Source organism: Mesorhizobium sp. BR1-1-3 (assembly GCF_020165455.1).
Classification (GTDB): domain Bacteria; phylum Pseudomonadota; class Alphaproteobacteria; order Rhizobiales; family Rhizobiaceae; genus Mesorhizobium; species Mesorhizobium ciceri.
On record NZ_JAIUIC010000013.1, the window covers coordinates 172,493 to 197,943 of the forward strand.

Annotated in this window: 24 protein-coding genes and 1 tRNA gene; 7 read left to right on the top strand and 18 right to left on the bottom strand. The window is 62.3% G+C overall.

Going from position 1 to position 25,451, the window contains the following annotated elements:
* Positions 1-12: 12 nt before the first annotated feature.
* The 12 genes from LB559_RS26050 to LB559_RS26105 form a co-directional block, all read right to left on the bottom strand.
* Entirely contained in the window at positions 13-1,641 is a 1,629-nt protein-coding gene (locus LB559_RS26050) for a GMC family oxidoreductase (protein WP_224675302.1), read from the bottom strand.
* Positions 1,642-1,653: 12 nt separating this feature from the next.
* Complete coding sequence (locus LB559_RS26055) at positions 1,654-2,412, bottom strand: 3-ketoacyl-ACP reductase (RefSeq protein ID WP_224675303.1); 759 nt, start codon at positions 2,410-2,412, stop codon at positions 1,654-1,656.
* Positions 2,409-3,911 carry a GMC oxidoreductase gene (locus tag LB559_RS26060; RefSeq protein WP_224675304.1) on the bottom strand — a complete coding sequence of 501 codons (1,503 nt, stop codon included), beginning with the start codon at positions 3,909-3,911 and terminating at the stop codon, positions 2,409-2,411. Before LB559_RS26060 ends, LB559_RS26055 begins: the two co-directional genes overlap by 4 nt.
* An 88-nt stretch (positions 3,912-3,999) precedes the next feature.
* Positions 4,000-5,115, bottom strand: a complete 1,116-nt coding sequence (locus LB559_RS26065) for an ABC transporter ATP-binding protein (protein WP_013529698.1) — start codon at positions 5,113-5,115, stop codon at positions 4,000-4,002.
* Between the two features lie 4 nt (positions 5,116-5,119).
* The gene (locus LB559_RS26070; protein ID WP_027161386.1) at positions 5,120-6,064 is read right to left on the bottom strand and encodes a carbohydrate ABC transporter permease; all 945 of its coding nucleotides are present in this window, start codon (positions 6,062-6,064) and stop codon (positions 5,120-5,122) included.
* Positions 6,061-7,017, bottom strand: coding sequence for a carbohydrate ABC transporter permease (locus LB559_RS26075; protein WP_024502750.1), 957 nt, complete (start codon positions 7,015-7,017; stop codon positions 6,061-6,063). Before LB559_RS26075 ends, LB559_RS26070 begins: the two co-directional genes overlap by 4 nt.
* A 104-nt stretch (positions 7,018-7,121) precedes the next feature.
* The gene (locus LB559_RS26080) at positions 7,122-8,375 is read right to left on the bottom strand and encodes an ABC transporter substrate-binding protein (protein ID WP_013529701.1); all 1,254 of its coding nucleotides are present in this window, start codon (positions 8,373-8,375) and stop codon (positions 7,122-7,124) included.
* Positions 8,376-8,432: 57 nt separating this feature from the next.
* A complete protein-coding gene (locus LB559_RS26085; RefSeq protein ID WP_224675305.1) occupies positions 8,433-9,944 on the bottom strand; it encodes an aldehyde dehydrogenase family protein in 1,512 nt (503 codons plus the stop codon).
* Positions 9,945-9,953: 9 nt separating this feature from the next.
* On the bottom strand, positions 9,954-10,730 hold the full coding sequence (locus tag LB559_RS26090; RefSeq protein WP_224675306.1) for an enoyl-CoA hydratase/isomerase family protein: 777 nt from the start codon (positions 10,728-10,730) through the stop codon (positions 9,954-9,956).
* Positions 10,723-12,324, bottom strand: coding sequence for an acyl CoA:acetate/3-ketoacid CoA transferase (locus LB559_RS26095; RefSeq protein WP_224675307.1), 1,602 nt, complete (start codon positions 12,322-12,324; stop codon positions 10,723-10,725). The genes LB559_RS26090 and LB559_RS26095 overlap by 8 nt, the downstream gene beginning before the upstream one ends.
* A complete protein-coding gene (locus tag LB559_RS26100) occupies positions 12,321-12,500 on the bottom strand; it encodes a hypothetical protein (protein WP_224675308.1) in 180 nt (59 codons plus the stop codon). The genes LB559_RS26095 and LB559_RS26100 overlap by 4 nt, the downstream gene beginning before the upstream one ends.
* On the bottom strand, positions 12,497-13,555 hold the full coding sequence (locus tag LB559_RS26105; protein ID WP_224675309.1) for a LacI family DNA-binding transcriptional regulator: 1,059 nt from the start codon (positions 13,553-13,555) through the stop codon (positions 12,497-12,499). Before LB559_RS26105 ends, LB559_RS26100 begins: the two co-directional genes overlap by 4 nt.
* 238 nt (positions 13,556-13,793) lie before the next feature.
* On the opposite strand from LB559_RS26105, the gene LB559_RS26110 reads away from it, so the two are divergent.
* Positions 13,794-14,948: a dihydrodipicolinate synthase family protein gene (locus LB559_RS26110; RefSeq protein WP_224675310.1), complete on the top strand. Its 1,155-nt coding sequence runs from the start codon at positions 13,794-13,796 to the stop codon at positions 14,946-14,948.
* Positions 14,949-15,003: 55 nt separating this feature from the next.
* On the opposite strand, the gene LB559_RS26115 is transcribed toward LB559_RS26110, so the two are convergent.
* Together LB559_RS26115 and LB559_RS26120 are read right to left on the bottom strand one after the other, a co-directional pair.
* Positions 15,004-17,172 carry an alginate lyase family protein gene (locus tag LB559_RS26115; protein WP_224675311.1) on the bottom strand — a complete coding sequence of 723 codons (2,169 nt, stop codon included), beginning with the start codon at positions 17,170-17,172 and terminating at the stop codon, positions 15,004-15,006.
* 228 nt (positions 17,173-17,400) lie between these two features.
* Entirely contained in the window at positions 17,401-17,691 is a 291-nt protein-coding gene (locus LB559_RS26120) for a hypothetical protein (protein WP_145923782.1), read from the bottom strand.
* A gap of 175 nt (positions 17,692-17,866) precedes the next feature.
* On the opposite strand from LB559_RS26120, the gene LB559_RS26125 reads away from it, so the two are divergent.
* Positions 17,867-18,226 (top strand): lysozyme inhibitor LprI family protein, encoded by a 360-nt coding sequence (locus tag LB559_RS26125; protein WP_224675312.1) that lies wholly within the window; start codon positions 17,867-17,869, stop codon positions 18,224-18,226.
* A gap of 14 nt (positions 18,227-18,240) precedes the next feature.
* On the top strand, positions 18,241-18,636 hold the full coding sequence (locus tag LB559_RS26130; RefSeq protein ID WP_013529710.1) for a hypothetical protein: 396 nt from the start codon (positions 18,241-18,243) through the stop codon (positions 18,634-18,636).
* 451 nt (positions 18,637-19,087) lie between these two features.
* Here the strand turns inward: LB559_RS26130 and LB559_RS26135 are convergent, their stop codons facing one another.
* Positions 19,088-19,855 (bottom strand): Stf0 family sulfotransferase, encoded by a 768-nt coding sequence (locus tag LB559_RS26135; RefSeq protein ID WP_224675313.1) that lies wholly within the window; start codon positions 19,853-19,855, stop codon positions 19,088-19,090.
* Positions 19,856-20,258: 403 nt separating this feature from the next.
* Between LB559_RS26135 and LB559_RS26140 the strand changes: the two genes are divergently transcribed.
* Positions 20,259-20,465 (top strand): hypothetical protein, encoded by a 207-nt coding sequence (locus LB559_RS26140; protein WP_013529712.1) that lies wholly within the window; start codon positions 20,259-20,261, stop codon positions 20,463-20,465.
* 274 nt (positions 20,466-20,739) lie between these two features.
* On the opposite strand, the gene LB559_RS26145 is transcribed toward LB559_RS26140, so the two are convergent.
* Together LB559_RS26145 and cpdR are read right to left on the bottom strand one after the other, a co-directional pair.
* Positions 20,740-20,814: transfer RNA gene (locus tag LB559_RS26145), tRNA-Val, on the bottom strand.
* 116 nt (positions 20,815-20,930) lie between these two features.
* Complete coding sequence (gene cpdR / locus LB559_RS26150) at positions 20,931-21,293, bottom strand: cell cycle two-component system response regulator CpdR (RefSeq protein ID WP_006199474.1); 363 nt, start codon at positions 21,291-21,293, stop codon at positions 20,931-20,933.
* A 163-nt stretch (positions 21,294-21,456) separates the two neighbouring features.
* On the opposite strand from cpdR, the gene LB559_RS26155 reads away from it, so the two are divergent.
* Together LB559_RS26155 and hisN are read left to right on the top strand one after the other, a co-directional pair.
* Positions 21,457-22,398, top strand: a complete 942-nt coding sequence (locus LB559_RS26155) for an N-formylglutamate amidohydrolase (protein WP_013529713.1) — start codon at positions 21,457-21,459, stop codon at positions 22,396-22,398.
* Between the two features lie 301 nt (positions 22,399-22,699).
* Positions 22,700-23,473: a histidinol-phosphatase gene (hisN, locus tag LB559_RS26160; protein ID WP_024502739.1), complete on the top strand. Its 774-nt coding sequence runs from the start codon at positions 22,700-22,702 to the stop codon at positions 23,471-23,473.
* Positions 23,474-23,490: 17 nt separating this feature from the next.
* Here the strand turns inward: hisN and LB559_RS26165 are convergent, their stop codons facing one another.
* Positions 23,491-24,468 carry an alpha/beta fold hydrolase gene (locus LB559_RS26165; protein ID WP_224675314.1) on the bottom strand — a complete coding sequence of 326 codons (978 nt, stop codon included), beginning with the start codon at positions 24,466-24,468 and terminating at the stop codon, positions 23,491-23,493.
* Positions 24,469-24,949: 481 nt separating this feature from the next.
* On the opposite strand from LB559_RS26165, the gene LB559_RS26170 reads away from it, so the two are divergent.
* Positions 24,950-25,417, top strand: a complete 468-nt coding sequence (locus tag LB559_RS26170; protein ID WP_013529716.1) for an Hsp20 family protein — start codon at positions 24,950-24,952, stop codon at positions 25,415-25,417.
* Positions 25,418-25,451: the final 34 nt, after the last annotated feature.

Sequence of the window (25,451 nt, forward strand, 5' to 3'; positions counted from 1 at the left end):
GCTCCTCAGCGGCTAAGCAGCCCGGTTTCCGGAAAACACCGCCGGCGGCAGCGGCTCGCGACCGAGGACCAGATCGGCTCCTTTTTCACCGACCATTATTGTCGGCGCATTGGTGTTGGATGAAGGCACGCGCGGCATCACCGAGGCGTCGCAAACGCGCAGGCCCTCGATGCCGCGCAACCGCAGATCCGGTGTCACCACGGCCATGTCGTCATGGCCCATGCGGCAGGTGCCAACCGGGTGATGGTCGGTTTTGGAGGTGCGGCAGGCATAGTCGAACAGCTCGTCGTCGCTGGCGAGCGACGGCCCGGGCAGCACTTCGCGCAGCACGTAAGGGGCAAGCGCCTTCTGCCGCATGATCTGGCGCGCCAGTCGCAGCCCCTTGATCGACATGGCGCGGTCATAGGGATCGGACCAGTAGTTCGGATCGATCAGCGGGTGGTCGGCCGGGTCGGCACTCTTCAGCCGCACCGTGCCGCGTGAGCGCGGCCGCAGGAAGGCCGAGTTCAGGGTGACACCTGGATTGTTCAGCTTCTCGACGCCGGCCTCGATGCCGGATCCCAAGCCGAGATGGAACTGAATGTCGGGCGAGGCGGCGGTCGGGTCGGCGTACCAGAAGCCGCCGGTCTCGAACAGGCTGGAGGCCACCGGGCCTTTCTTCAGCAGCAGATATTGCAGACCGGCCCAGGCCGTGCGGTGCAGCTTGGCGTAGTTGTCATAGGTGTGATCGCCGGTGCATTCGGCGATGACGAACAAATCGAGATGGTCCTGCATGTTGGAGCCGACGCCGGGCAGGTCATGCACCGGCGTCACGCCGACCGACTTCAGATGGTCCGCGGGGCCGATCCCCGACTGCATCAGGAGCTTCGGCGAGCCGATGGCGCCGGACGAGACGATCACCTCGCGTTCGGCGCGCAGGATTTTCTTCTCGCCGCCCGGCCTGTCGACCACCTCGACGCCGATAGCGCGACCGTTCTCGACGACGATGCGCGTCACCAGCACATCGGTTCGGACGGTCAGATTCTTGCGGGCGCGGATCGGCTTCAAATAGGCGACTGAAGCGGACGAGCGCCGGGCATCCTTCTGGGTCAACTGGTAGTAGCCGACGCCTTCCTGGGCAGCGCCGTTGAAGTCCGGGTTGAAGGGGATGCCCATCTCCTGGCCGGCACGGAAATAGGCCTCGCAGATAGGCAGCGGCGAAATCGGGTTGGACACGCCGAGCGGGCCCTGGTCGCCATGAAAGTCGTTGGCGTAGCGCTGGTTGTTTTCGGCGCGCTTGAAATAGGGCAGCACGTCGCGATAGCCCCAGCCGGCGAGGCCTTCTTCCTTCTCCCAGGCGTCGTAGTCGCGGGCATTGCCGCGCGTGTAGATCTGCGCGTTGATGGACGAGCCGCCGCCGACGACCTTGGCCTGCGTGTACCAGAAGACGCGGTCCTTCATGTGCTTTTGCGGCACGGTCGACCAACCCCAGGAAGCAATGCCTTTGGTCATCTTGGCGAAGCCCGCCGGCATGTGGATGTAGGGGTGCCAGTCCTTGCCGCCGGCTTCCAGCAGCAGGACCGAATTGCTGGGATCTTCGCTCAGCCGGTTGGCCATAACGCAGCCGGCAGGACCGGCGCCCACGATGATATAGTCAGTCATTTCCTGATCCATTCATAGCCGTGGCACCGAGAGCGCGCCGTCGACATTGATGATCGAGCCGGTCGAAAAGCCGAGCTTGCCGCCGGCGAGCGTCGCCACCACCGCGCCGATGTCCGATGCTTCGCCCCAGCGTTTGGCCGGAACCAGGCCGCCGTCGATAAGGGCGTTATATTTGGCGGTCACGCCTGAGGTCATGTCGGTGCGGATGATGCCGGGCCGGACTTCGAAGACGGCGATGTTTTCAGGCGCAAGCCGCAACGCCAGGTTCTTCACCCACATCGAAAGCCCGGCCTTCGAGATGCAGTAGTCCGGCCGTTCCGGCGATGCCATTTCAGCACTGACCGAGGTGATGGTGATGATCGATCTCTGATCGCCTGGCGCAGCCAGCATCGCCTTGGCGACAGCCTGGCTGAGGAAGACGGTGCCGCGCAGGTTGATGCCCAGCGTGCGGTCGAAATTCTCCGGCTTGAGGTCCAAGAGGTCACCGCGCACCACGGCGCCGACGCCGGCATTGTTGACCAGGCAGTCGATGCGGCCGAAGGCGCGCATCGCGGCATCGACAAGTGCTGTATGGGTGTCGAGGTCCGCGATGTCGCACCTGACATAGGCGAATTTTGCGCCACGCTTGGCGATGTCGGGGGCAAGTCCGTCAGCGGCTGTTTCGGCAAGGTCGGCGACCAGAATATCGAAGCCGGCATCCGCCAGTGCCTGGGCGCAGGCGAGGCCGATGCCGCGCGCGCCGCCGGTGACGATGGCGGCGGGGCGGGTCATGCGGCGAGGTCCGTCTTGCGGATGTGGTCAGCAACGCGCAGCGCTTGGGCTGCAATCGACAGCGCTGGGTTGACCGCCGCCGAGTTCGGCAGGAAACCGGCGTCGACGACGAACAGGTTCCGGTGGTCGAAGGAGCGGCAGTAGGGGTCGAGCGCCGCCGTCGCCGGATCGTCGCCCATCTTGATCGTGCCGCATTGATGCGACGGCGTGCGCTTGTCGAAGGGGCGCGACAGCACGATGGGATAGCCGCAGGCGCGGAAGTTCTCGCGCATTACCTTGTTCAGCCCGTCGAGCGACTGCATGTTGGAGCGCCGCCACTGCATGACGATGTCCTTGCCGTCGACCATGATGCGGCTTTCCGGGTCGGGCAGGTCTTCGCACATAAGGTACCAGTCGACGGCGTGGCCGGCCATGAAGTCGAGCGCGAATCCCGGCGTGTACTTGACATTGGCCCGCAGCATGTTGCCGTCGATCTTGCCGAGCAGTTGGACGTTCCCCAGCGGCTTACCGCCCTTGCCGTCGGACAGATAGTAGTCGTTGAGCATCAGCGTCTTCTGGTAGACGGCATCGTTGCGGCGGCGCGGATCGATCGCCAGCATGGCGCTGGAATTGTGGTTCATGAAATTGCGCCCGACCTGATCGGAGCGGTTGGCAAGGCCCTTGCCATCAGGAGACGGTGATCGCAGCAGGATGACGGCGGAATTGACCGCGCCAGCGGAGAGGATGACCAGTTTCGGCGCGACCTTTTTCAGCTCACCATTCTGCCGATAGTGGATGGCAGCAATGGTTTTGCCGTCGGTCGATGCCTCCAGGTACTCGACATAACAGCCGGTCTCGAGCCGGATGTTGGTGTCCTTCAGGGCCGCCGTCAGCGGTCCTGTCTGCGCGTCGACCTTGCCCTGGCCGGTGTTGGGAAACGCATCCCAGCCGGTCTTGCCCTCTTTCAGCCAGGTGTCGATGTCGACGCCGAGCGGCAGCGAGGCCGGATGCAGGCCGAGGTTTTTCAGCTCGGCGCGGGCGCGGGCGATCGGCGCCTCGTCGGGCACCGGCTTGTAGGCGTAGGGGATCGAATGGAACGGCTCGGTCGGATCCTCGCCCAGTGCACCGCGCACGCGAAACAGCTGTTCGGCTTTCGAATACCAGGGCTCGAATTCCTCATAGGAGAACGGCCATGCCGGCGAGACCCCGCCAAAGTGCTCCATGGCGGCGAAATCTTCCTTGCGGTAGCGGATCAGCACCGCGCCATAGAACTTCGAATTGCCGCCGACATAATAATAATTGCCGGGGTTGAAGGCGGCGCCGCCGGCCTCACGCCACATCTCCTTCGGCCTATAATGGCCGTCGACGAAGATCGAGCGCGTGTCGCGCGCGTGCGGCGTCGCCGGCAACGGCTCGCCGCGCTCGAGCATCAAGATCGAGGCGCCGCTGCCGGCAAGGCCGGAAGCGATCGTGGCGCCGCCGATGCCGGAGCCGATGATGACGATGTCCGGATTTCTCATGGCCTAAATCGCGTCCCGACGCGCTTTAGTTTTTTGTTTTGATGCATGTCGTTGCCCCAAAACCGGATCCACTTTTGGGCGACATACATCAGCGAATACGGGTCTCGGTCGCCGGATCGAAGAACACCGCCTTTGTCAGGTTGAAGGCGAGCGGCGTGTTGGTGCCCGGCTGAATGTTGGCGTCGGCGCGCAGCCGCGCCACCACGCCCTTGCCGCCGAGATTGGTGACGGCGAAGGTGTCCGAACCTGCCGGCTCGACGACCTCGATGTGACAGTCCGCGGTTGCGATGTGCGAGGCGTTGCGCTCGGCACCTTCCGGATCGGTCAGGGCTTCGGGACGGACACCGAAGATGATCGGCTTGCCCTGGAATGCCGACAGGCCCGCCGGCGCATTGGCCATCGGCAGGTTGATCGGCTCGCGCGCCTCGCGCTGCAGCACGACGGACAACGCATTGCCTGACGTACCGATCGTCGCCGGGATCAGGTTCATCGCCGGCGAGCCCATGAAGTCGGCGACGAAGAGATTGCTCGGGTTGTTGTAGATTTCGGCCGGCGTGCCGAACTGCTGCACCTCGCCGTCGCGCATCACGGCGATCTTGGTCGCCAGCGTCATCGCCTCGATCTGGTCGTGGGTGACGTAGACGATGGTGGTGCCGGTGGTGGCATGCAGGCGCTTGATCTCGATGCGCATGTCGACGCGCAGCTTGGCGTCGAGGTTGGACAAAGGCTCGTCGAAAAGGAACAGTTTGGGGTCGCGCACCAGCGCCCGGCCCATGGCGACGCGCTGGCGCTGGCCGCCCGAAAGCTGGCTCGGCTTGCGCTGCAAGAGGTGGCCGATCTGCAGCACCTTGGCCACCTTGTCGATCGCCTTCTGGCGCTCCGCCGCCGGCACGCCGCGCATCTCCATGCCGAAGGAGATGTTTCCGGCCACCGTCATGTTCGGGTAGAGCGCATAGCTCTGGAACACCATGGCGATGTCGCGCTTGGAGGGGTGCAGATCGTTGATGGCGCGGCCGTCGACCCGGATTTCGCCCGAGGTGATCGTCTCCAGGCCGGCGATGGTGTTGAGCAAAGTGGACTTGCCGCAGCCGGAAGGGCCGACCAGCACCAGGAAACCGCCTTTCTCGAGCTCGACATCGATCCCTTTCAGGATCTCGACCTGGCCGAAGCGCTTTCTCAGACCATCAATTTCCAGAAAAGCCATCAGATCATCCTTTGACGGCGCCAGCCATGAGACCGCGCACGAAGTAGCGGCCGGCGAGCACATAGACGAGAAGGGTGGGCAGTGCCGCGATCATCGCGGCGGCCATGTTGACGTTGTATTCGACGACGCCGGTCGACGTGTTGACGACGTTGTTGAGCGCCACCGTCATCGGCATCGCGTCGCCGGTGCCGGCGTAAGCCGAGGCGAACAGGAAGTCGTTCCAGATGTTGGTGAACTGGTAGATCACGGTAACGACGAAGATCGGCATCGAGTTCGGCAGCATGATGCGGCGGAAGATCTGGAAGAAGGATGCGCCGTCGACCTGTGCCGCCTTGACCAGTTCGGTCGGAAACGCTTCGTAGTAGTTGCGGAAGAACAGCGTGGTGAAGCCGATGCCGTAGACGACGTGGACGAAGACCAGGTTGACCGTCGGGTTGCCGAGACCGAAGCTCGTTCCGACCGAGTTCTGCAGTGTGACGCCGAAGCGGCCGAGGCTGCCGAGGATGGTCGCCATCGGCAGCAGCACCGACTGGAACGGAATGAAGCAGGCGAACAGCATCAGCCCGAACACCAGCGTCGCGCCGCGAAAACGCCATTTGGTCAGAACGTAGCCGTTCAGCGCGCCCAGCATGGTCGAAATCAGAACGGCCGGAACCACCATCTTGATGGAGTTCCAGAAATAGCCCTTGATGCCGGCGCAGGTGAGGCCGACGCAGGTCTCGCCCCACGCCTTCAGCCACGGGTCGAAGGTCGGCGCCTTGGGCAGCGCCAGCATGTTGCCGTTCTGGATCTCGTCCATGGTCTTGAACGAAGTCACCAGCATGACGAACAGCGGCATCAGGTAAAACAGCGCAAACAGCGCCAGCAGCCCGTAGATGACGATGCGGTTGAGGGTCTTGACGTTGACGCCGCCGGAGGCCTGGCGGGCGGGAGTGGTGACGGCGCTCATCGCGGCTTCTCTCGCAGTTCCGAATAGAGATAGGGCACGATGATGGCGACGATGGTCATCAGCATGATCACCGCACTGGCCGAGCCGACGGCCATTTCGTTGCGCTTGAACGTGTACTCATACATGAAGTTGGACGGCAGCCACGCCGAGCCGCCGGGCCCGCCGCTGGTCAGTGCGACCACGAGATCGTAGGACTTGATGGCGAGGTGCGCGAGCACGATGAAGGCCGACAGGAAGATCGGCCGCAGCAGCGGGATGACGATGCGGCGATAGAGCTGGAAGGTGGTGGCGCCGTCGATCTGCGCGGCCTTCATGATCTCGCCGTCGATGCCGCGCAGGCCGGCCAGGAACATCGCCATGATGAAGCCGGAGGCCTGCCAGACGCCGGCAATGACCACCGTGTAGATGACGAAATCCTTGTTCTTGATCCAGTCGAAATGGAAGCTCGTCCAGCCCCACTGATGCAAGGTCTGCTCGAGACCTAGGCCGGGATCCAGGAACCATTTCCAGGCGACGCCGGTGACGATGAAGGACAGCGCCATCGGGTAGAGATAGATCGGCCTCAACACGCCTTCGCCGCGGATCTTCTGGTCGAGCAGGATGGCCAGGAACAGGCCGAGCGCCAGGCAGATTGCGATGTAGAGGAAACCGAAAATACCCATATTGGTGATCGACGTGTACCAGCTCGACGGCGGGTCGGTGTCGAAGGTCCAGCCCCACAGCCGCTGATAGGCGCGCGAGCCGGTTAGGACATAGGACGGGAAGGTCTTGGAATTGGTGAAGGACAGATAAATCGTCCACAGGATGAAGCCGTAGACGAAGACGATGGTGATGGCGAAGCTCGGCGCCAGCACGATCTTCGGCAATGCGTCCTGCAGGCGCGAGCGCACCGAGGCGCGTGGCCGCGCATGCTCCGGCGTCAGCTTGATCTGGCTTGTCGCTACCGTGCTCATGGGGCTCCTCCCGTCGACTCGCGGCCAACCAGCTTCGCGGATCTATGTTCGCGGATCTGGGCCTTCCCCGCCGGAGCGGGGAAGGCGTTTTTGGCGCGTGGCGCTTACTTGGCGTCGTCGATCGCCTTGACCAGCTCGGTCACGGCTTCGTCCGAGGTCTTGATCTGACCATGGACGAATTTGGAGACGACATCCTTATAGGCATTGGCGACCGCCGGAGGCGCGCCATAGCCCTGGGCCAGCGAGCCGAACAGCGTGCCGCCTTCATTGGCTGCCTTCAGGTCGGCGATGCCCTTCTTGCCGCAAGCGTCGAAGTCGGTGTCCGGAACGTCGGTACGGGCCGGAACCGAACCCTTGACGACGTTGAAGGCCGACTGGAAGCTCTTCGACAGGGTGGCGGTGGCCAGTGCGACCTGGGCGGCCTTGCGGTCGTCGGGAACATTGAACATGCCGAACATGTCGGAGTTGTAGATCACCGAGCCGTCGGTGCCCGGGAAGCGATAGCACAGGAAGTCGGTGCCCGGGGTCTTGTTGGCGGCGTGGAACTCGCCCTTCGCCCAGTCGCCCATGACCTGCACCAGGGCATCGCCCTTGATGACCATGGCGGTGGCAAGGTTCCAGTCGCGGCCCGAGAAGTTGGGGTCGACATAGGTGACGAGCTTGGCCAGATTGTCGAACGACTTCTTCATCGTGTCGGACTTCAGGGACTCGTCATCGAGGTCGTTGAAGGCCTTCTTGTAGAACTCGGGTCCGCCGGTCGACAGCACGACGGAGTCGAACATGGTGGCTTCCTGCCAGTTCTGGCCGCCGAGAGCGAGCGGGATCACGCCTGCCGCCTTGGCCTTGTCGAGCAGGGCAACGAAGTCGTCGAAGGTCTTCGGCTCGGTGCCGCCGATCTTGTCCAGGACGGCCTTGTTGATCCACAGCCAGTTGACCGAGTGAACGTTGACCGGCGCCGCGACCCACTTGCCGTCATAGACCGAAAACTTCTGCAGGGCTGCCGGAACGGACTTGTCCCAGCCTTCCTTCTTCGCCGTTTCGGTCAGGTCGCCCATGACGCCGGCGGCTGCATAGTCGAGCACGGTGTAGCCGAGCATCTGCGAGGCGGTCGGATAATTGCCGGCCGCGACCATCGCCTTCAGCGCGGTCATGGCGGCATCGCCGCCGCCGCCGGCCACCGGCACGTCCTTCCAGGCATAGCCTTCCTTGGCCAGATCACCCTTGAGAACGTTGAGAGCAGCCGCTTCGCCGCCCGAGGTCCACCAATGCAGCATCTGGACTTCCTTGACGTCCTCGGCGTGGGCCGCGAAAGCCAGGCCCGACGCGAGAGCCGTTCCGATAAGCAGTTTGCGCAACATGTACTTCCTCCCTTGTTGCATTACACGACCGGCGGATGCCGCCGGGTTCTTCTCAACTCAGCCGACCCACCACCCGGTGCGCTGGCCGCGATGAAACTGGATTGTCTTTTCCTCGGTATAGTCCTCGACGGCGCGTTTGCCGAGTTCGCGTCCGAGACCGGACTGCTTATAGCCTCCGAAAGGCAGCTCGGGATAACCTTCCATGAACGTGTTCACCCAAACGGTTCCCGAACGCACGCCGCGCGCGACCGACATGCAAGTGTCGATGCTGGCGCTCCACACGCCCGCCGACAAACCATAGGGCGTGTTGTTGGCGATGTGCAACGCCTTTTCAATCGATTCAAAAGTCAGCACCGAGAGCACCGGGCCGAACACTTCCTCGCGCGCTATGGCCATGTCCTCGGTGACGCCGCGGATGATGGTGGGATCGAGGTATTGGCCGATATTGGAGGCCAATTGCTTGCCTCCGCTGTAGATGCTGCTGCCCTCGGTCGCGGCTGCCGCAACGTAACCGGCCACCTTGGCCAAATGGTCGGACGAGATCATCGCGCCGACCTTGGTTTGGTCATCGAGCGGATCGCCGACCGTGACCCTGGCGGTAAGCGCCTTGACGGCGCTGAGAAAATCGTCGGCGATCGCCTCGTGCACGATCAGCCGGCTGCCGGCATTGCAGCACTCGCCGGCATTGAAGAAGCCGCCGAACACCGCCGCATCGGCGGCCGCTTCGAGGTCGGCGTCCTGGAAGACGATCTGGCCGTTCTTGCCGCCGAGCTCCATCGAGACTTTCTTCAGCGACTGCGCGGCGGATGCCATCGTCATCTTGCCGACGTGGGTGGAGCCGGTGAACGAGACCATTTCGACCAGCGGATGGCTGACCATCGGCGCACCGACATCGGCGCCAAGTCCGGCCAGGATATTGACGGCGCCGGCGGGCAGGCCGGCCTGCATCAGGATGTCGCCGAGCACGAAGGTCGAGGCCGAGGTCATTTCGCTCGGCTTGACCACCGCCGTGCAGCCGGCGGCGAGCGCGAAGGGCAGTTTCTGGCTGACGATCAGGAACGGGAAATTCCACGGGGTGATGATCGAGACGACGCCGATCGGTTCGCGCAGGACGACACCCAGCATGGCGTCGCCGAGATTGGCGTAGGTTTCACCATGCAGGGTGCGGGCAAGCGAGGCGGCATAGCGCCAGATGTCGATGGCGCCGCCGATCTCGCCGCGTGCCTGGGCGATCGGTTTGCCCGATTCCAGTGCGTCGAGCCGGGCGATGTCTTCCAGCCGGCCCTCGATCAGATCAGCTGCCTTGAGCAGGATCCCGGCACGTTCGGCCGCCTTCATGCGCGGCCATGGACCCGTTTCGAAAGCCCTGTGGGCGGCAAGCACAGCGGCTTCCACTTCGGCCTCACCGGCCTGCGCATAGTGCGAGACGGTGAAGCCGTGGCCGGGGCTGTTTCGAGCAATCGTACGGCCGTCGCGGGCATCGACATGCTTGCCGTCGATCAGCAGCTTGTAGCCTTTCGGGGCTTCGGCCGCCTCGGCCGGCATGGCGATCTTCAGGGGTGCGTTCATATGTTTGCTCTAGGATCTCGAAAAGGCCGGCTTCTGCTTGGCCTTGAAGGCATCGACGCCGGCCTTCAGATCGCCGGTCAGGGCGATGAAGCCGCTGGCCAGCGCTTCGGTGGCGGCGGCACTTTCCTCGCCTTCGGCGACCGCGATCATCAGCTTGGCGGCTTCCGTCGCCAGCGGGCCGCGCTCGGCGATCTTTTCCGCCCACGCCTTTGCTTCTTCGTGTGCGTTGCCAGTTGCGACCACCCGGTCGACGATGCCCAGGACGAGTGCCTCGGGGGCGAGAAGGATCTCGCCGCCCAGCGCCATGCGGCGCACCGTCTGCGCGCCGAAGCGGCGCACGGCGCGCTGCGTACCGGACCAGCCGGGCACGACGCCAATCGAGGTTTCCGGGAAGCCTAATTTCACTTGTGTTTCCGCCACGCGCAAGTCGCAAGCCGCAGCCAGTTCCAGGCCGCCGCCCAGCGCATGGCCGGACAGGACGGCGATTGTCGGCTGCCGCAGCCGCGCCAAGCGGTCGAAGACGCGGTGGCCGTAGCGCACCCACTGCACCTGGAAATGGGCGGCACTCATCTGCGCCCAGGCTTCGACATCGCCACCGGCGCAAAAGCCCTTGCCTTCGCCGCGCAGCAGCACGACGCGGACGCCCTCGGCCATCTCGGCCTCGTCGAGCGCCGTCTCTAGCGCCCGCAGCATCGGAATGTCCAGTGCGTTGAATTTCTCCGGCCGGCGCAGCGTGATGGTACCGATGGCGCCATCCTGCTCGAAGGTGACGAGAGGCTCAGCCACGCGCGCCTCCGAGCGAGGCGCCGCCATTCAGCGACAGGCCTATCGGTTGCTCCTGATAGAGGGCTGCCGGTGTCGTCTTGAGGTCCCTGGCAACGGCCAACGGAATTTCCGACTGGGCCAGCACATCCCGCTGCAGATCGATGCCGGGTGCGAGTTCTGTGACGACCAAGCCCTCCGGCGTCAGCTTCATCACGCAGCGTTCGGTGACATAGGTGATGTCCTGTCCCTGCGCCACCGCGCGCTTGCCCGAAAACGAGATGTGCTCGACTTCGTTGACCACCTTCTTGACCTTGCCCTCGTGGTCGATGCGGATGCCGCCATCGGCCAGAGACAGCTTGGCGCCGGCATTGAAGAAGCCGGAGAAGACGATCTTCTTCGCCCGTGCGGTGATGTCGACAAAGCCGCCGGCGCCGGCGGTGACATGCGGCCGCGCCGAAAGCTTCGAAACATTCACAGAGCCGTGTCGATCGATCTGCAGGAAGGACAGCAGCGAGGCGTCGAAGCCGCCGGCCTGGAAATAGATGAACTGGTGCGGCGAGGGCATGAAGGCGTCGGCGTTCGATGAGCAGCCGAATTTGAAGTCGAGCAGCGGCACACCGCCGACCGCGCCCTGTTCGATCACCCAGGTAATTTTGCCGTGCTGGCCTTCCTCGAGAAGGATGCGCGGCACATTGGCGGAAATGCCGAACCCGATATTGACGGCCATGCCGTCGCGCAACTCCATGGCGACGCGGCGCGCGATCACCTTCTGCACGTTCATCTCCGGCGTGCGGAAGCTCGACAGCGGCCGGAAGATTTCTCCCGAGATCGCCGGGTCGTAAGGTGTCAGCGTCGTCTGCAACTGGTCGGGCGCGACGACGATATGGTCGACCAGGACGCCCGGCACGCGCACGTCATGCGGTTTCAGCGTGCCGTTCTCGACGACGCGCTTGACCTGCGCGATGACGATGCCGCCATTGTTGCGGGCGGCGAGCGCCTGTTCCAGTCCGCCGAGATAGGCGCCCTCATGCTCGTAGGTGAGGTTGCCGCGCTCGTCGGCCGACGTGGCGCGGATGATCGACACCTGCGGCACGATAGAGCGGAAATAGAGCCATTCCTCGCCGTCGAACTGCTGCACCGAAACGATCGGCTCCCTGGCGGCGGCGTTCATGGCGCAGCCCTGGTGGCGCGGGTCGGCGAAGGTGTCGAGACCGACTTTGGTCAGCACGCCCGGCCGCTTGGCCGCGGCTTCGCGGTGCATATCGAACAGGATGCCGGACGGCACGTTGTAGGCGGCGACCGAATTGTCGCCGATCATCTTCCAGATCTGCGGCGGTTCGGAAGAGGAGGGGCCGGACGGGTAGGAGCCGCACAAAGTACGCTTCAGCAGTCCCGGCTTGGCCAGATGGTCGATGCCTTTGATGCCATACATGTCGCCGGCTGCGATCGGGTGCAGCGTGGTGATGTTCTTAGGATGGCCTACTGCGTCGAAGCGTTCGCCGATCGCGGCGAGCACCGCATCGGGGCAGCCGAGGCCGCTCGACGAGGACACCGACACGACCATGCCGTCCTTGACTAGGCCGGCTGCCTGCGCTGCGGAGACCACCTTGCTCAATTCATACTCCCGAGTTCAGGGTCGATTGCGACCGCCTTGCCTGATTTCGCGGTTTGCAATGCTGCTTCGATTGGCGCCGATGACCAGATGCTGTCCTCGCCTTGCGCGCGGATGGCGTTGATCATGAACTGCCTGACGATCGTGCTGGCGCCGATCAAGCTCCATTTGACGCTCATGCAGCGCCTCCCGAACCGGCCGCCCTGTTTCGAATGCGGCGATCCGGGCCGCAGCTTTCCCTGACCACCAGATTGACCGCGCCGATATGGTCTTCGGCCCGTGTGGTGCGCGACTGGATCATTTTCAGCATGACATGGGCGGCACGTTCGCCAAGACCCGCCGAGTCCACCGCGACGCTGGTCAGAGCCGGCATGTAATGCTCGGCCTCGGCCACATCGTCGAAGCCGACGATGGCGAAATCAACTCCGGGCTCAAGCGCGCGCTTGCGCAGCGCCAGCATGGCGCCAAAGGCGACGGCGTCGTTGAAGCAGAGTGCCGCAGTCGGCGGTTCAGCCATTGCGAGAGCGGTTTCGAGGCATGCGATACCACCTCTGCGGCTGGTCTCTCCCTCGACGACCAGAGTGTCGCGGTCGGAGATGCCCTGCGTCTCGCAGGCTTCGCGAAATCCGCCAAGCCGCTCGTGATAGACGACGAGATCGGACGAGCCGCCGAAGAAGACCAGCCGGCGATGTCCCTTGCCGATCAGATGAGCGGTGGCGAGATAGGCGCCGCGATGATTGTCGGGCGCGATGACCGGAATGCGGCTCTCGGGAAGCCGGCGCATGGCGAAGACCACCGGCAGACCTGCCGTCTCGATCCGCCTGAAGGCGCCCGGCGTCGTGCCGCGAGCCGGCGACACGATGAGGCCGGCGACGCCTTGCTCCATCAGCGACTTCAGCACTTCTTCCTGGCGCACCGGATTTTCCGCCGTGTTGGCGATGAACGGCACGATGCCGGCCGACTGGAAGACCCGCTCCATGCCGACCGCCAGCTCTGCGAAGAAAGGATTGGTGAGATCGTTGATGACCATGCCGATGACGTTGGAGTGCGCCTTGCGCAGATTGGCGGCGCCGCGGTTGTAGACGTAACCGACATCCTCGATCGCCTTGCGCACCTTGCTCGCTGTTTCGGGCCGGATCAGTCCGCTGCCCTGGAGCACGAGCGATACCGTCGATTTGGACACGCCCGCTTCGCGGGCGATGTCGAATATCGTCGCCTTGGCCCGGCTGGCCATCCAGATGCATCCTCCCGACTGCAGGCCCAAAACTATTGGAACGTTCTAATCTCTGCTCCGCTCGTGAGTCAATCGGGATTTTTCCCGCGCCTCGAACATCGATTGTGTGTACTCAAATGGCATGCTCCATAAGGCTTTCTTGTTGCAATGCAGCATTTCATCCTGCAGGGAGTTCGAATTTTAAAGGCCCTTGATTTATTGGAACGTTCCATTTAGTACGTTGCGAAGGGAGCGATGGATGGACATTTCCTTGCCTGGTGAGGGTGTCGGCAGCACCCGGTACACGCTGGTCGGCGAGCCCGTGCAGCCTGACATCGGCGCGCGATTTTCGCGTATCGCCTATGCCGCCGCGCACGTCGTTGCCGATCCGCTCGCCATGACCGATCCGTGGTCCAGACCGGTGGTCGACTGGGAGAGGACGATGGCGTTCCGTCACCATCTGTGGCGGCTGGGCTTCCGCATCGCCGAAGCGATGGACACGTCGCAGCGCGGCATGGGTTTCGACTGGGCAAACGCGCAGGAATTGATCCGCCGCTCGATCGCCGAGGCGCGCACGGTCAATGGCGCCGATCTCGCCTCGGGCGCCGGCACCGACCATCTGGCGCCCGCCGCCGCCAAAACAATCGATGACGTCATCAAGGCCTATGAAGAGCAGTTCGCTTTTATCGAAGGGCTCGGCGGCAAGGCGATCATGATGGCCAGCCGGGCGTTGGCGGCAGTTGCCAAAGGGCCGGACGACTATGTCAGCGTCTACGACCGCATCCTGTCACAGTCCTCCGGCAAGGTCATCCTGCACTGGCTGGGCGACATGTTCGATCCGGCGCTCAGGGGCTATTGGGGCAGCGAGAATTTCGAGGTCGCTCTCGATACAGTCGTTGCCATCATCGAATGCCACGTCGGCAAGGTGGAGGGGATAAAAATCTCACTGCTCGATGCCGGCAAGGAGGTCGCGCTGAGAAACCGTCTGCCGGACGGCGTCGTCATGTTCACCGGCGACGATTTCAATTATCCCGAACTGATCGCCGGCGACGAGAAAAGGCACTCGCACGCATTGCTGGGTATTTTCGACGCGATCGCGCCGGTCGCCAACGCGGCGCTGGCGAAACTGGCGGAAGGCGACCGCGCCGGCTTTGACGCGTTGATGGCGCCGACCGTGCCGCTGTCGCGAAAGATCTTCGAGGCGCCGACCGAGTATTACAAGGCCGGCATCGTCCTCATGGCCTGGCTGAACGGCCATCAGGATCATTTTGCGATGGTCGGCGGTATGCAGTCGGCGCGCGGCATCCGTCACTATGCCGACGTGTTCCGCCTTGCCGACCAGGCCGGATTGCTGGCCGATCCGGAACTGGCGGTGACCAGGATGAAGAGCCTTTGCACCGTCGCGGGCGTTTGAAGCGCGCAAAGTGGTTCTCATCATCGACGTAACAGGCCAGGAATGCCGGGCGTCGCTAACGTCTCCGCCACAGCCAAAAAGGCGCGATTGCCTCGTCTGGATGAAAAATGGGCTTGGTCGCCCTTCCCAGATCGGCAGGTGGCATTCCTGCGGGATCATGGTGCGTCAGGTCGAGAAGCAGCGGCCCAAGCCGATCCGGATCGACAGTTTCGGCCGACATGGTGTGTGGCTTGTTCTCGTGCGCAACAAGCCAGTGCAGCGCCTGGACCAGTCCCAGTCCCTCGGCTGTCTTGTGTTGCCAGAGATTGTCACCGACCGAAGACAGGACACGGGCCAGCGACGTCCAGCCTTGCAAGGTAAACATGGCGTAGTGCCTGGGGCGCGTGCGGGACAGTTCCCTGGGCAAGGAGCCATCGGCTGCGATCTGGGTTGCTAGTCTCTCCCGAGCATAGAGGCTGATCTTGGCCAGGGTGGCGCTGTCGCCAAGAAACGTGGCGATCGATGCCCGCTGCAAATCGTAATATGTTCCTTGGTTGCTGCTGCTGCAGAAGGCCGTCGCGGCTGCCGGCGCGGTGTCCAGCCATTCGCAGTAGGAACCGAGCCAGGCTCTGAACGCCTCGCGATCCTCGTCGCCCAGTACTCCTGTTCGCTCGAGCAGGCGTACGGCATCCAGGAAGAAATAGAAATCCTTCAGCTCGATGATGCCGTGGCCGGACCCTTCATTGTTGTCGTGGCCCGACCGCACCTGCGCATAGCGCAAATGCGGGTTCATTCTTGTCCTGGGATCGATAAACCATGCGCGAATGAGCCTGGCGGCGTGGACGGCATAATGATGCCCATCAAGCACGGTTGCGGCGAGCGCAAGCACGGTTGTGTCGTCGAAGACGCGCTGCAAGCGTGTGCGATCGTAGGTTTCGCTTCCTGCTGCATACAATGCCGTGCCGGGCACGCGTTCGCCATCGCGCCGGATATAGGGCAGGCCGTCGGGTCTGTCGGGGTCGGGCCACCAGTAAGGCGCGGGGTGAAAATAGTCCTGGGGATCCCCGCTGGGGGCTAGGCCAGTCTTGTCGAGCACGCTGAACGGACCGCGGGCGAGTGCCTGTCCGGCCGCGGTTTCGAGATGGTGCAGGATGGGCCCGTCCTTCACCGCGTGGGCCAGGGCGTCTTCGTCATAAAAGGCCAGGCGGGAGGCATCAAGCCGAGCGGCGACTGCCTTGGCGTCACATTGATCGACCATATCGACGATCGCCTGATCGCGGCTGACCAGACGCGCGACGAAGCCGGCCTTGCCGATCTCCAGATGCGAACGCCCTGAATCCAGGCGCGCCACCCAGCCCGCTTTCTGGAGCAGCCCGGCATCCGCTGCCCGGACCGGGCGTGGAAAATCCCAGGCATCGTCGCGGTAGCGGTCCCAGGGGCCGGGAACTGCCAACCGCCACAGCATCTCGATTTTTGGCCGCCTTCCGTAACCATAGTTTTCGTCAAACAGTTGCGTGGTATCGGCTCGAAATATGATCTGCGGCTCTTCCTCGGCCGGCGGCTGGAAGCTCTGGTCCAGCAGAAGCGCATTGTCGACAATGCGCGCCATGGGCACCACAGCGTAGGGAAGGTGCGGGTTTTTCTCGATCGCGGACCGTATCCGCTGGAACGCAGAGTCTGTCAGGTAGCAGTTCCCGTCCCAGGGCATCAGCCATTTTGCCCTGTCGCGGGCAATCGCGAGCGCGGCGTTGCGAGCCCCATTGTTGTTCATCACATAGAGGTTCTTGCTGCGGCGGATGTGCGTTTCGTAACGCGCGGACTGTCCGCTCGCCCGGCCCTTCTCTGAGAATCGGAGGTCGCCGGCAACAAGCTGGTCGACGTCCCAGGATATCTTCCGGTACTGATCGAGTTCGAAGGGGATTGTATGAAAATTCTGGCGGCGGCTTTCGAGCAGGCCGATGATCCGGGCTTCCTCGTCGGTGTCGACTATTCGATTGACGATCCAGAATTTTTCGCAGGCGTCGAAGACCGGTTCGTTGTCCAGAATGAACAGCACGTTGTCGAATGACTGGCCCTTGCGGTGTCGGGGTTCCAGATCATTGCCGATGATCCGGACGAGCATGAAGCTGTCGGCGATCTGCGAGATCGGCGACGCCGTGTAAGTCTCGCGGGCGGCCTCGATCCGCTTGCGGAGTCCGCGCCGGTATTCAGCGTTCTGCTTTGCGGAAATGAGCGCGTTGCCCAATGTCGACCACGGCGACCGCAATTGCGTGCGCACACGGTTCAGTTCGCGATATATCTTCGGCCAGGACGACGGTTTTGTCCTACCGGACTGCGAACTCATGACGGCACGCAGGGAGACCGGATCCCGATCACCGCCTCGGGGATGCGCGCGGTTTCGCCAATCATTCCGACTTCGATTCCGGACCATTTTTGAGCGTGAGGCGACCAAGCCCTGAATTGTCCGACACGATCAATCATGGAAAACGTCTCTCGCATGTAACGTTGCGAATGTCCTGTTATGTTCTGCTGCATAAGTGACGGCAGGTTGCCAGGCAACGCCGACAGGACAATGCGATAAATCAAATCCGAAAACCACATAGCATGGCAAATGCCCCGGCATCGGCGATTCGCCTTCACGCAAAGGCAAGCTCGCAAAAGATGCGCCGGTGATCGCAATTTTCTTGGAACCAATCCTCCCGGCGCGCGACCAAGCGATGTGTCCAAACATGGTCAGCTTGTGGCGGCCGCATTCGACCGCCATTGCATCGAATGCATGAGTTATCTGCCACTCCCCGCATATCACCTCACGGCCCTAGCCTCGTCCGTCCTGCATTGTTGAACCCGACAACCCTTTGCTTACTATATGGTTTTCCAGGCCTTGCCGGCTGCTCCTATGCGTGCTTACTTGTGGTTGTTTTCATGAGGGGGATACAATCATGCGTTTTCTACTTGCTGCGGTCGCCATGCTGTCGTTCGCCGCCACCGCGGCTCTGGCCGATCCAGCTTCGGACTTCAAAAGAGCCGATCAGGCATTGAACCAGACCTTCAAGCAAATCCAGAAGCGGCTTACGGATGATTCCGACGGCAAGGCACGGTTCGTGAAAGCGCAGAGAGCGTGGATTGCGTTCCGCAACGCCGAATGCACGTTTCAATCCAGCGGTGACGATGGTGGCTCCGCGGCGCCGATGGTTGCCGCTACTTGTCAGGCTGACCTGACCAAGGCCCGCACCAGGCAGTTGAAGGCCTACCTGAACTGCCAGGAGGGTGACCTCTCTTGCCCGGTGCCATCAGAATAATCTGGAGTGACAAAATGCCGAATTTCAAGATGAGATATGTGCTGATCGCGCTTGTGCCGTTGGCGGTTGCCGGTTGCGTCAGCGCTGAGGATCAGCGCGCAATGGATCAGCAACAGTGCGCGTCTTACGGCTACAGGCCAGGAACCAACAGGTTTGCCGACTGCATGATGCAACAGACCTCACAACGTTCAGAAGATGAGCAGCGCTCATTGGATCGCATGGCCGCGCAAGAACAGAGAGACAAGGATCGCAAGGAAGCGCGTCGAAAGGACGACAGCTACATCGATCCAAGGCCGAGTTACGACAAGGACGGCAATCCGAATTTCGACACTCAAGGCAATTACCAAGGGTGTCACGGCGCGGGATGTTTGGTCGACAATCCAGATAATAACGATGACGATGACCAGTAGGCTGGCTCCGCGAGGCTCTCCTTCCTGCCCCCTATAGTCCGGACCTCAACCCAATCGAGAAACCCTTCGCCAACTTCAAGCACTACATGCGGCGTTGCGCCAGGTGCAGGCTAGAAGTCAATCCAAATGCGAACCGCTCTACCTCTGGCGAACAGCCGGGAAATGCCGATCCTGCACACGCGATCCGCGATTCCATCAGCTTGAAGGATGGTTCCGGAACTTTTTGCCGCAATGGCAGGTTCGAGCGACATGACGAAACTATCTGACCCTGCCCCGCCGTTCCCAGCAAGCTGCACGGCGGCCAGGACATCCCGGAAGAGAGCATTACTGCGGGCAGAAGGTTGACCAGCGCGATTTACTCCAGGTGTTCTGGAGGAAGAGCCGGGGCATTGAGCGCTGAACCGAGCCAGCTGCAACGATCATCGAATTTCCCCGAAGAAAGTACCTGCCTCTAGAAGCGCTTTCGGATCAGGGGCCGTTTCAGGGCAAAGCGGGCGATATTGTCGAGCGTTCTTGGCACCGCCATCTCCCCGATGCCCTCAATGGCGCCCTTGGCCGCTGCATCCTCACGAAAGCGCACTATCCATTCTTCCGTGAGGCTGTCCCGTTGAACAGTGAATCTCGAATTGGCGGTGTCTTCCGGGACCTGGACGCCCATATAATCCGCCACAGCTTCCAGATAGGGCCGTGGGTCTTGCTGCAAATCTTCGTAGACGAATTGACGACAATCCAGCCCCGCAAGTTGTAGGTAGGACCTCCAGAACGCATAGCTTCGATCAACCTGGAAATATGCTTGGCTGATGTCGGCGAAGCTATAAGGAACAGCGCGCGGATTGACTTTCCCTTCGTGCCGGCTCGTCCACACTCCAGACATCCTAGCTCGGTAGAACGAAATAGCTTGCTGAATTCGGTCGCGACGTTCCAACAAAATGAATTCCAAGCCGTGTTTTCTTCGAATCTCGAATAGAAAATCCTTTCCGAATTTCTCCTTACACCAGGCCAGATGGCGCGGAAACAACTTGATCGCAAACCGCCCGTTGTCGGTCGACGCTTTCTCGATGGCCGCTTTTTCAAGATCATCATAGGTGCGGGGATCGAAACGTAGATAGGCCGGATCAAGCCATTCCTCCGACCGTCCCATCAGGCCAGTTGCGTTCGTCAGGCTTCCCAGCCAGTTCGAACCGCTTCTTCCCTCTGTAAGAATCGCAACGCCCCGCATAAAATCCTCACTTCACCTTGTCCCGCAACGCATGCCGCAAGGCCCGCTTACCTTCAATCCAAATCAGCGCTGCGTTCCCGCCCCATGTCCAGGAACACCGTGTTCAGCTTATTGCCGCCGTGATCTTCGTTGCCATCTTGTCGGCATCACCAGGGTTTTGGCTGGATTCCAGACCAGATGACCACGCAATTCATCTAGGACGCCGCATCGGCCGCCATCGTCATCGTGGGCGTGTTCGCCGTCGCCGACACGTCGCCACGCGATTGCTGCGCCTGCCCAGGAGTGTCCTCTGTCGAACAACCGTGAGGGTTGTTTTCGCCGCCATCACTATTTTTGTGAACCAATTCACCCGAGGCGCGACCAAGTGATGTGTCCAAACATGGTTCATCAAGGAGAACGTCTTATGTTTACTGTCTCGAGAAACGTCTTTTTGGCCGCCATCGCCGTTTCGGTGCTGGCCGGCTGCAAGACAACCGCTCCCAGGGAATGCGACAAGCTGAAGCCTGGCGTCACCTATAACGGCAAATGCTGCGGCATCGGCGAGCCTTGCCGCGAAGGCAAGGGCGGCGGCGACAGGCCGGGAAATACGCCTGATCCAGCGCCGCAATGATCTGATTGCGTGTCGCCCGTTCCGGTCAGCGCTGGGACGGGCGCGTTGCGCTCGAAAGCTCGCCAACGTCCAGCCTCCCCTTGAGGCACCGAAATCGTCCACCTCTGTGTGACGCGCGCCCTGGACGGCCCTGTGCCACGCTGTGCCCAGCTTATCCCAAGTGAGGCGTTCTTCCGCCACCACCTCGACGCTGCTCATCCCGCGCGTCATGCCCACGCGCCTTGTCTGGCGAGCCGGCCAGCATGTCGATCCAGGTCTGATTTGTCTGGTTGGATGGTGGGCGTGACAGGGATTGAACCTGTGACCCCTGCAATGTCAATGCAGTGCTCTCCCGCTGAGCTACACGCCCATCCGAAGCCGCGCATACACCATTTTTGATCCAGCGCGTCAATAGCAGGAAAAAGGAAAGAAGGCGTCGTCTCGCCGCAGTGGCGAAGAGGTGCGGCGCCTCGCCTAGAAAACGGCTCAGGCCGCCTGCAGCATCTTCTCCACCTCGTTGACGAGGTCGCGCAGATGGAATGGCTTCGACAGCACCTTGGCGTCTTTCGGCGCCTTGGAATCCGGGTTCAACGCAACGGCGGCGAAACCGGTGATGAACATGACTTTCAGATCGGGATCGATCTCGGTGGCGCGGCGCGCCAGCTCGATGCCGTCCATCTCCGGCATGACGATGTCGGTCAGCAGCAGCGAGAACGGCTCTTCGCGCAGCCGCTCATAGGCGCTGGCGCCATTGTCGAAATCGCTGACCTGGTAACCGGCGCGCTCCAGCGCCTTGACGAGGAACCGACGCATATCGTCGTCGTCTTCCGCCAGAAGAATGCGTGCCATGATATCCTGTCCGAATCACCCGCCCGAGATTGCCGTTGGGCAAGCCCGTTAACCATCCTGTATATGAGGAGGTGAGGGTAAACATCAAGTGAACGCGGACGGCGATGATCCATATTTGCCGGGGGTGTGCCGCCGCTGAAATGCTGGACACGCGGCCTGCAAGGTGGCACTTTCACATCATGATGCACTGGTGTTTTCGGGTTCGTTCAAATTGAAGACGGCAGCCGAGGATTTTTCGGTCTTTCCACCCTTCGAAATCCGGTCGGGCGCCGAGCAGCGCGTCCCCTTCCTCTTCAACTCGCCGCATAGCGGCCGCTATTATCCCGAACGCTTCCTGGCCATGGCAAGGCTGGACCGCAACGCCATCCGCCGGTCGGAAGACTGTTACGTCGATGAGCTGTTCGGCGGTGCCGTGGCGCTCGGCGCGCCGCTGCTGGCGGCGAATTTTCCGAGGGCCTATCTCGACGTCAATCGCGAGCCGTGGGAGCTCGATCCTCGCATGTTCGCCGAGCCAGTGCCGTCCTTCTGCAACATCCGCTCGGCGCGGGTGGCGGGTGGGCTTGGCACGGTGCCGAAGCTGGTCGGCGAGGGGCTCGACATCTATTCCGGCCGCCTGCCGCTGTCGGAAGCCGTTGCCCGGATCGAAACCGTCTACAAGCCCTATCACGAGACGCTGAAGCGGCTTTTGACCCGGACCCATGCGCGGTTCGGTTTTGCCGTGCTGATCGACTGTCATTCGATGCCGGCGAGCATCCGTGTCGGCGACAGCGGGCTGCGGCCCGACTTCATCATCGGCGACCGTTTCGGCATCTCGGCAACCGCCGCCCTGACCGAGACCGCGATCGGCCTGCTCAGCGCCATGGGCTATTCGGTTGCCCACAACAAACCCTATGCCGGCGGTTTCATCACCGAACACTACGGCCGCCCGGCGCGCCATCTGCATGCGCTGCAGATCGAGGTCAATCGCGGGCTCTACATGAACGAACGGACATTCGAGAAGGCCGCCGGCTTCGATGCGCTGGCCGACGATCTGACGCGGTTCTCAGCCGACCTGATGTCGATGCCCGACCATCATTTCATCGACCTGCCGCTGGCCGCGGAGTGAAATCGCGGCGTAAAAAAAGACCGCATCGTTTGCACGATACGGTCGAAGTCTAGGGAGGAAACGCCCAAGGAGGGCATGGACAGGAAACCCTGTCCGAGGTCAAGGGTATTGTGCGTTGCACAAATGTCAAGCGGCCTTCGGGCTTTTTTAATTCACTCTGATGTGGAAATTGCGTTTCGACGACGCTTATGTGACATACGGGCAACATATATCGTCGCGGAGAAGTCGTCGAACACACTTGTTTTGGTACGAAATTGGCGGCAGAGCACGGCTCGGGCATGCTGCAGTGCGGGAGAATCAGTTGGACATCAGTGTCGATTTCATGCGCCGCATCGCGCAGGTGGCGGCGGCGGAGACCTTGCCGCGCTTTCGTGCCCAAGGCGCGGTCGCCAACAAGGAACAGGGCAGTTTCGATCCGGTCACCGAGGCCGATCGCGAGGCCGAGCGCGCTATCCGGGCGCTGATCTCTGCCGAGTATCCCGACCATGGCATTCTTGGCGAGGAGCATGGCAGCGAGAACATTTCGAGCCGGCATGTCTGGGTGATCGACCCGATCGACGGCACGCGCGCCTTTATTTCCGGCCTGCCGGTGTGGGGCACGCTGGTCGGGCTGACGGTCGACGGTGACGCCGTTGCCGGCATGATGGCGCAACCCTTCACCGGCGAGCTGTTCTACGCCAACGCCTCAGGTTCGCACTATGAGGGGCCGGGCGGGCCGCGAAAACTGACGACCCGCAAGACGACGAAGTTGGACCAGGCGACGCTGTTCACCACCACGCCGGCGCTATTCAAAGGCGAAGCGCGCAACCGTTACGATGCATTCGAAAGACAGATCCAACTCGCCCGCTATGGCGCCGATTGCTATGCCTTCGCCATGATCGCTTCGGGAAGCGTCGATATCGTCGCCGATCCCGGTTTGAAGCCATACGACATCGTGGCGCTGATCCCGATCATCGAGAAGGCAGGCGGTGTGGTCACCACATTCGATGGCGGGCCTGCGGAAAAGGGCGGCGATGTCCTGGCGGCTGCAACGCCGGAACTCCACGCAGCTGCCATGGCCGCCTTGCGCGGCTGACCAGCGACCGGCGGCCGTCAGGCCGTGGGGTCGTCGCTGCCGGGAATGAAGGCGTCGAAGGCGGCGAGCAATTGCTCGCGGTAGATATCGGCTTCCTGCAGGATTTCGTGGCGGGAGCCGTCGATCATCAGCAATGAACCGAGCCGCAGACGCCTGGCGTAGGCTTCGACAGCCCTGGTCGAGACGACCTGGTCGGCGCCGGCGGCGATGATCAGCAGCGGGACTTGGATCCGGGCCATGAAGTCGGGGTCGCTGACGGCTTCCGAAGCTTTCGCGGCTGCCCGCAGCCAACGGATCGTCGGCCCGCCAAGCGCCAGTTGCGGGTATTCTTCATAGATCCGTGTGTTGCGCCGATAGCGTTCCGGGTCCGATGTCAGCTTGTTGGTCTCGAAAGGGGCCGTTACCCTCGGCCGCGGACCCCAGGCGGCATAGAGCCGGCCGAGGCCGAGAGCGCAGAACAGGGAACAGACGCGGCGAACCGTCGAGATCGAGACCGGCAGGTCGGGCAGCGTCAGGAAAGGCGCGATCAGCACCATGCGCCGGACGCGGTTCACCATCGACGGCGCGGCCAGCAGGGTGATCAATGCGCCTGCCGAATGGGCCAGGATGTAGTAGGGTCCGCGGCAATCGGGCAGCACGATCTCCTCGAAGAACTGTTCGAGGTCGGCGGTGTAGTCGCGGAAGCTGCTGACGTAGCCGCGCTGGCGATCGCGAATCAGCCGGTCTGAATCGCCCTGGCCGCGCCAGTCGAGCGTAGCGATGCCAAAGCCACGATCGGCAAGGTTGCGGATGGTTTCGAAATATTTCTCGATGCACTCGTTGCGGCCGGTGAGCAGGACCACGGTGCCCTTCATCGGGCGAGCGACCGCGCCGAACAGGCCGTAGCGGATATTCTTGCGGTCACGCGTGGTGAAGAAGCCGCCGGCGGCGTTTTCCGGCCGCGGATTGCCCTCGATTTCGTGAAAAAGGGAGTTTTCGGTGAAAAGATCCGTCATTCGGCGCTTCGTGCTCGGCGTCTCGCATGCCCGCCTGCGCTGGCCGGCTCCGCTAAGGTGATAGACGCCCATGCGCCAAAAGCCAAGGAATTCCCGGTGACTGACTGGGCTGCAACAGGGAAGGCCGGAAGCCGCTTGAAAGCGTGCTTCCGGCCTCTGTCGATCCGGGAGGAAGGGACGTTACACCCGGTCGGCCTCGTTGCGGTGCCTGTTGTGCAATCGGCGCCGCCAGTCCTTGATCCTGGAATGGACTTTAGCGCCGGCTGCCTGAACGCGCGCCGAAGTGCCGGTTCATCTGCCGTTCATCAAGGGTCCGGCCGCCGTGGCTTTTGCCGCCAGGTGAAATCTTGAAATGCTTTCCAGCGCTCCCCAAATGTCTCGTGCGGTCGCCAATGTCGGGGCCGCTGGCCCACCCGAAACGCCGCTCAAGGGTTTCGCACCGGCCATACGCAAACCATGTTGCTCAACAGGAGAACACCTCATGCGTCACGTTGATTTTTCCCCGCTTTATCGCTCGACCGTCGGCTTCGATCGTCTGTTCACGATGCTCGATTCGCTTGCGCAGCCGGATGGCGCGCAGACCTACCCGCCCTACAACATCGAGCGCACCGGTGAGGATTCCTACCGGATCTCGATGGCGGTTGCCGGCTTCTCTGACGAGGAAATCTCGATCGAAGCCCATCGCAACGTGCTGACCGTGAAGGGTGAGCGCAAGGACGAGGGCACCGGCGAAGGCTCTGAACTGCTCTATCGCGGCATTGCCTCGAGAGCCTTCGAACGCCGCTTCCAGCTTGCCGACCACGTCGAAGTTGTCGGTGCTTCGCTGAAGAACGGCCTGCTGTTCGTCGACCTCAAGCGCAACATCCCCGAGGAGCTGAAGCCGCGCAAGATCGCGATTACGGCATCTTCGGCCAAGGCCAAGCAGATCGAGGCCAAGACCGCTGCCTAAAGTACAAGTCTCCTCCCGAGACGGAAGCGGGGCC

Coding starts and splice junctions, on each gene's coding strand:
- LB559_RS26050 (WP_224675302.1), bottom strand. CDS start 1,641: ATGACTGACTATATCATCGTGGGCGCCGGTCCTGCCGGCTGCGTTATG.
- LB559_RS26055 (WP_224675303.1), bottom strand. CDS start 2,412: ATGACCCGCCCCGCCGCCATCGTCACCGGCGGCGCGCGCGGCATCGGC.
- LB559_RS26060 (WP_224675304.1), bottom strand. CDS start 3,911: ATGAGAAATCCGGACATCGTCATCATCGGCTCCGGCATCGGCGGCGCC.
- LB559_RS26065 (WP_013529698.1), bottom strand. CDS start 5,115: ATGGCTTTTCTGGAAATTGATGGTCTGAGAAAGCGCTTCGGCCAGGTC.
- LB559_RS26070 (WP_027161386.1), bottom strand. CDS start 6,064: ATGAGCGCCGTCACCACTCCCGCCCGCCAGGCCTCCGGCGGCGTCAAC.
- LB559_RS26075 (WP_024502750.1), bottom strand. CDS start 7,017: ATGAGCACGGTAGCGACAAGCCAGATCAAGCTGACGCCGGAGCATGCG.
- LB559_RS26080 (WP_013529701.1), bottom strand. CDS start 8,375: ATGTTGCGCAAACTGCTTATCGGAACGGCTCTCGCGTCGGGCCTGGCT.
- LB559_RS26085 (WP_224675305.1), bottom strand. CDS start 9,944: ATGAACGCACCCCTGAAGATCGCCATGCCGGCCGAGGCGGCCGAAGCC.
- LB559_RS26100 (WP_224675308.1), bottom strand. CDS start 12,500: ATGAGCGTCAAATGGAGCTTGATCGGCGCCAGCACGATCGTCAGGCAG.
- LB559_RS26105 (WP_224675309.1), bottom strand. CDS start 13,555: ATGGCCAGCCGGGCCAAGGCGACGATATTCGACATCGCCCGCGAAGCG.
- LB559_RS26110 (WP_224675310.1), top strand. CDS start 13,794: ATGGACATTTCCTTGCCTGGTGAGGGTGTCGGCAGCACCCGGTACACG.
- LB559_RS26120 (WP_145923782.1), bottom strand. CDS start 17,691: ATGGCGGTCGAATGCGGCCGCCACAAGCTGACCATGTTTGGACACATC.
- LB559_RS26125 (WP_224675312.1), top strand. CDS start 17,867: ATGCGTTTTCTACTTGCTGCGGTCGCCATGCTGTCGTTCGCCGCCACC.
- LB559_RS26130 (WP_013529710.1), top strand. CDS start 18,241: ATGCCGAATTTCAAGATGAGATATGTGCTGATCGCGCTTGTGCCGTTG.
- LB559_RS26135 (WP_224675313.1), bottom strand. CDS start 19,855: ATGCGGGGCGTTGCGATTCTTACAGAGGGAAGAAGCGGTTCGAACTGG.
- LB559_RS26140 (WP_013529712.1), top strand. CDS start 20,259: ATGTTTACTGTCTCGAGAAACGTCTTTTTGGCCGCCATCGCCGTTTCG.
- cpdR (WP_006199474.1), bottom strand. CDS start 21,293: ATGGCACGCATTCTTCTGGCGGAAGACGACGACGATATGCGTCGGTTC.
- LB559_RS26165 (WP_224675314.1), bottom strand. CDS start 24,468: ATGACGGATCTTTTCACCGAAAACTCCCTTTTTCACGAAATCGAGGGC.
- LB559_RS26170 (WP_013529716.1), top strand. CDS start 24,950: ATGCGTCACGTTGATTTTTCCCCGCTTTATCGCTCGACCGTCGGCTTC.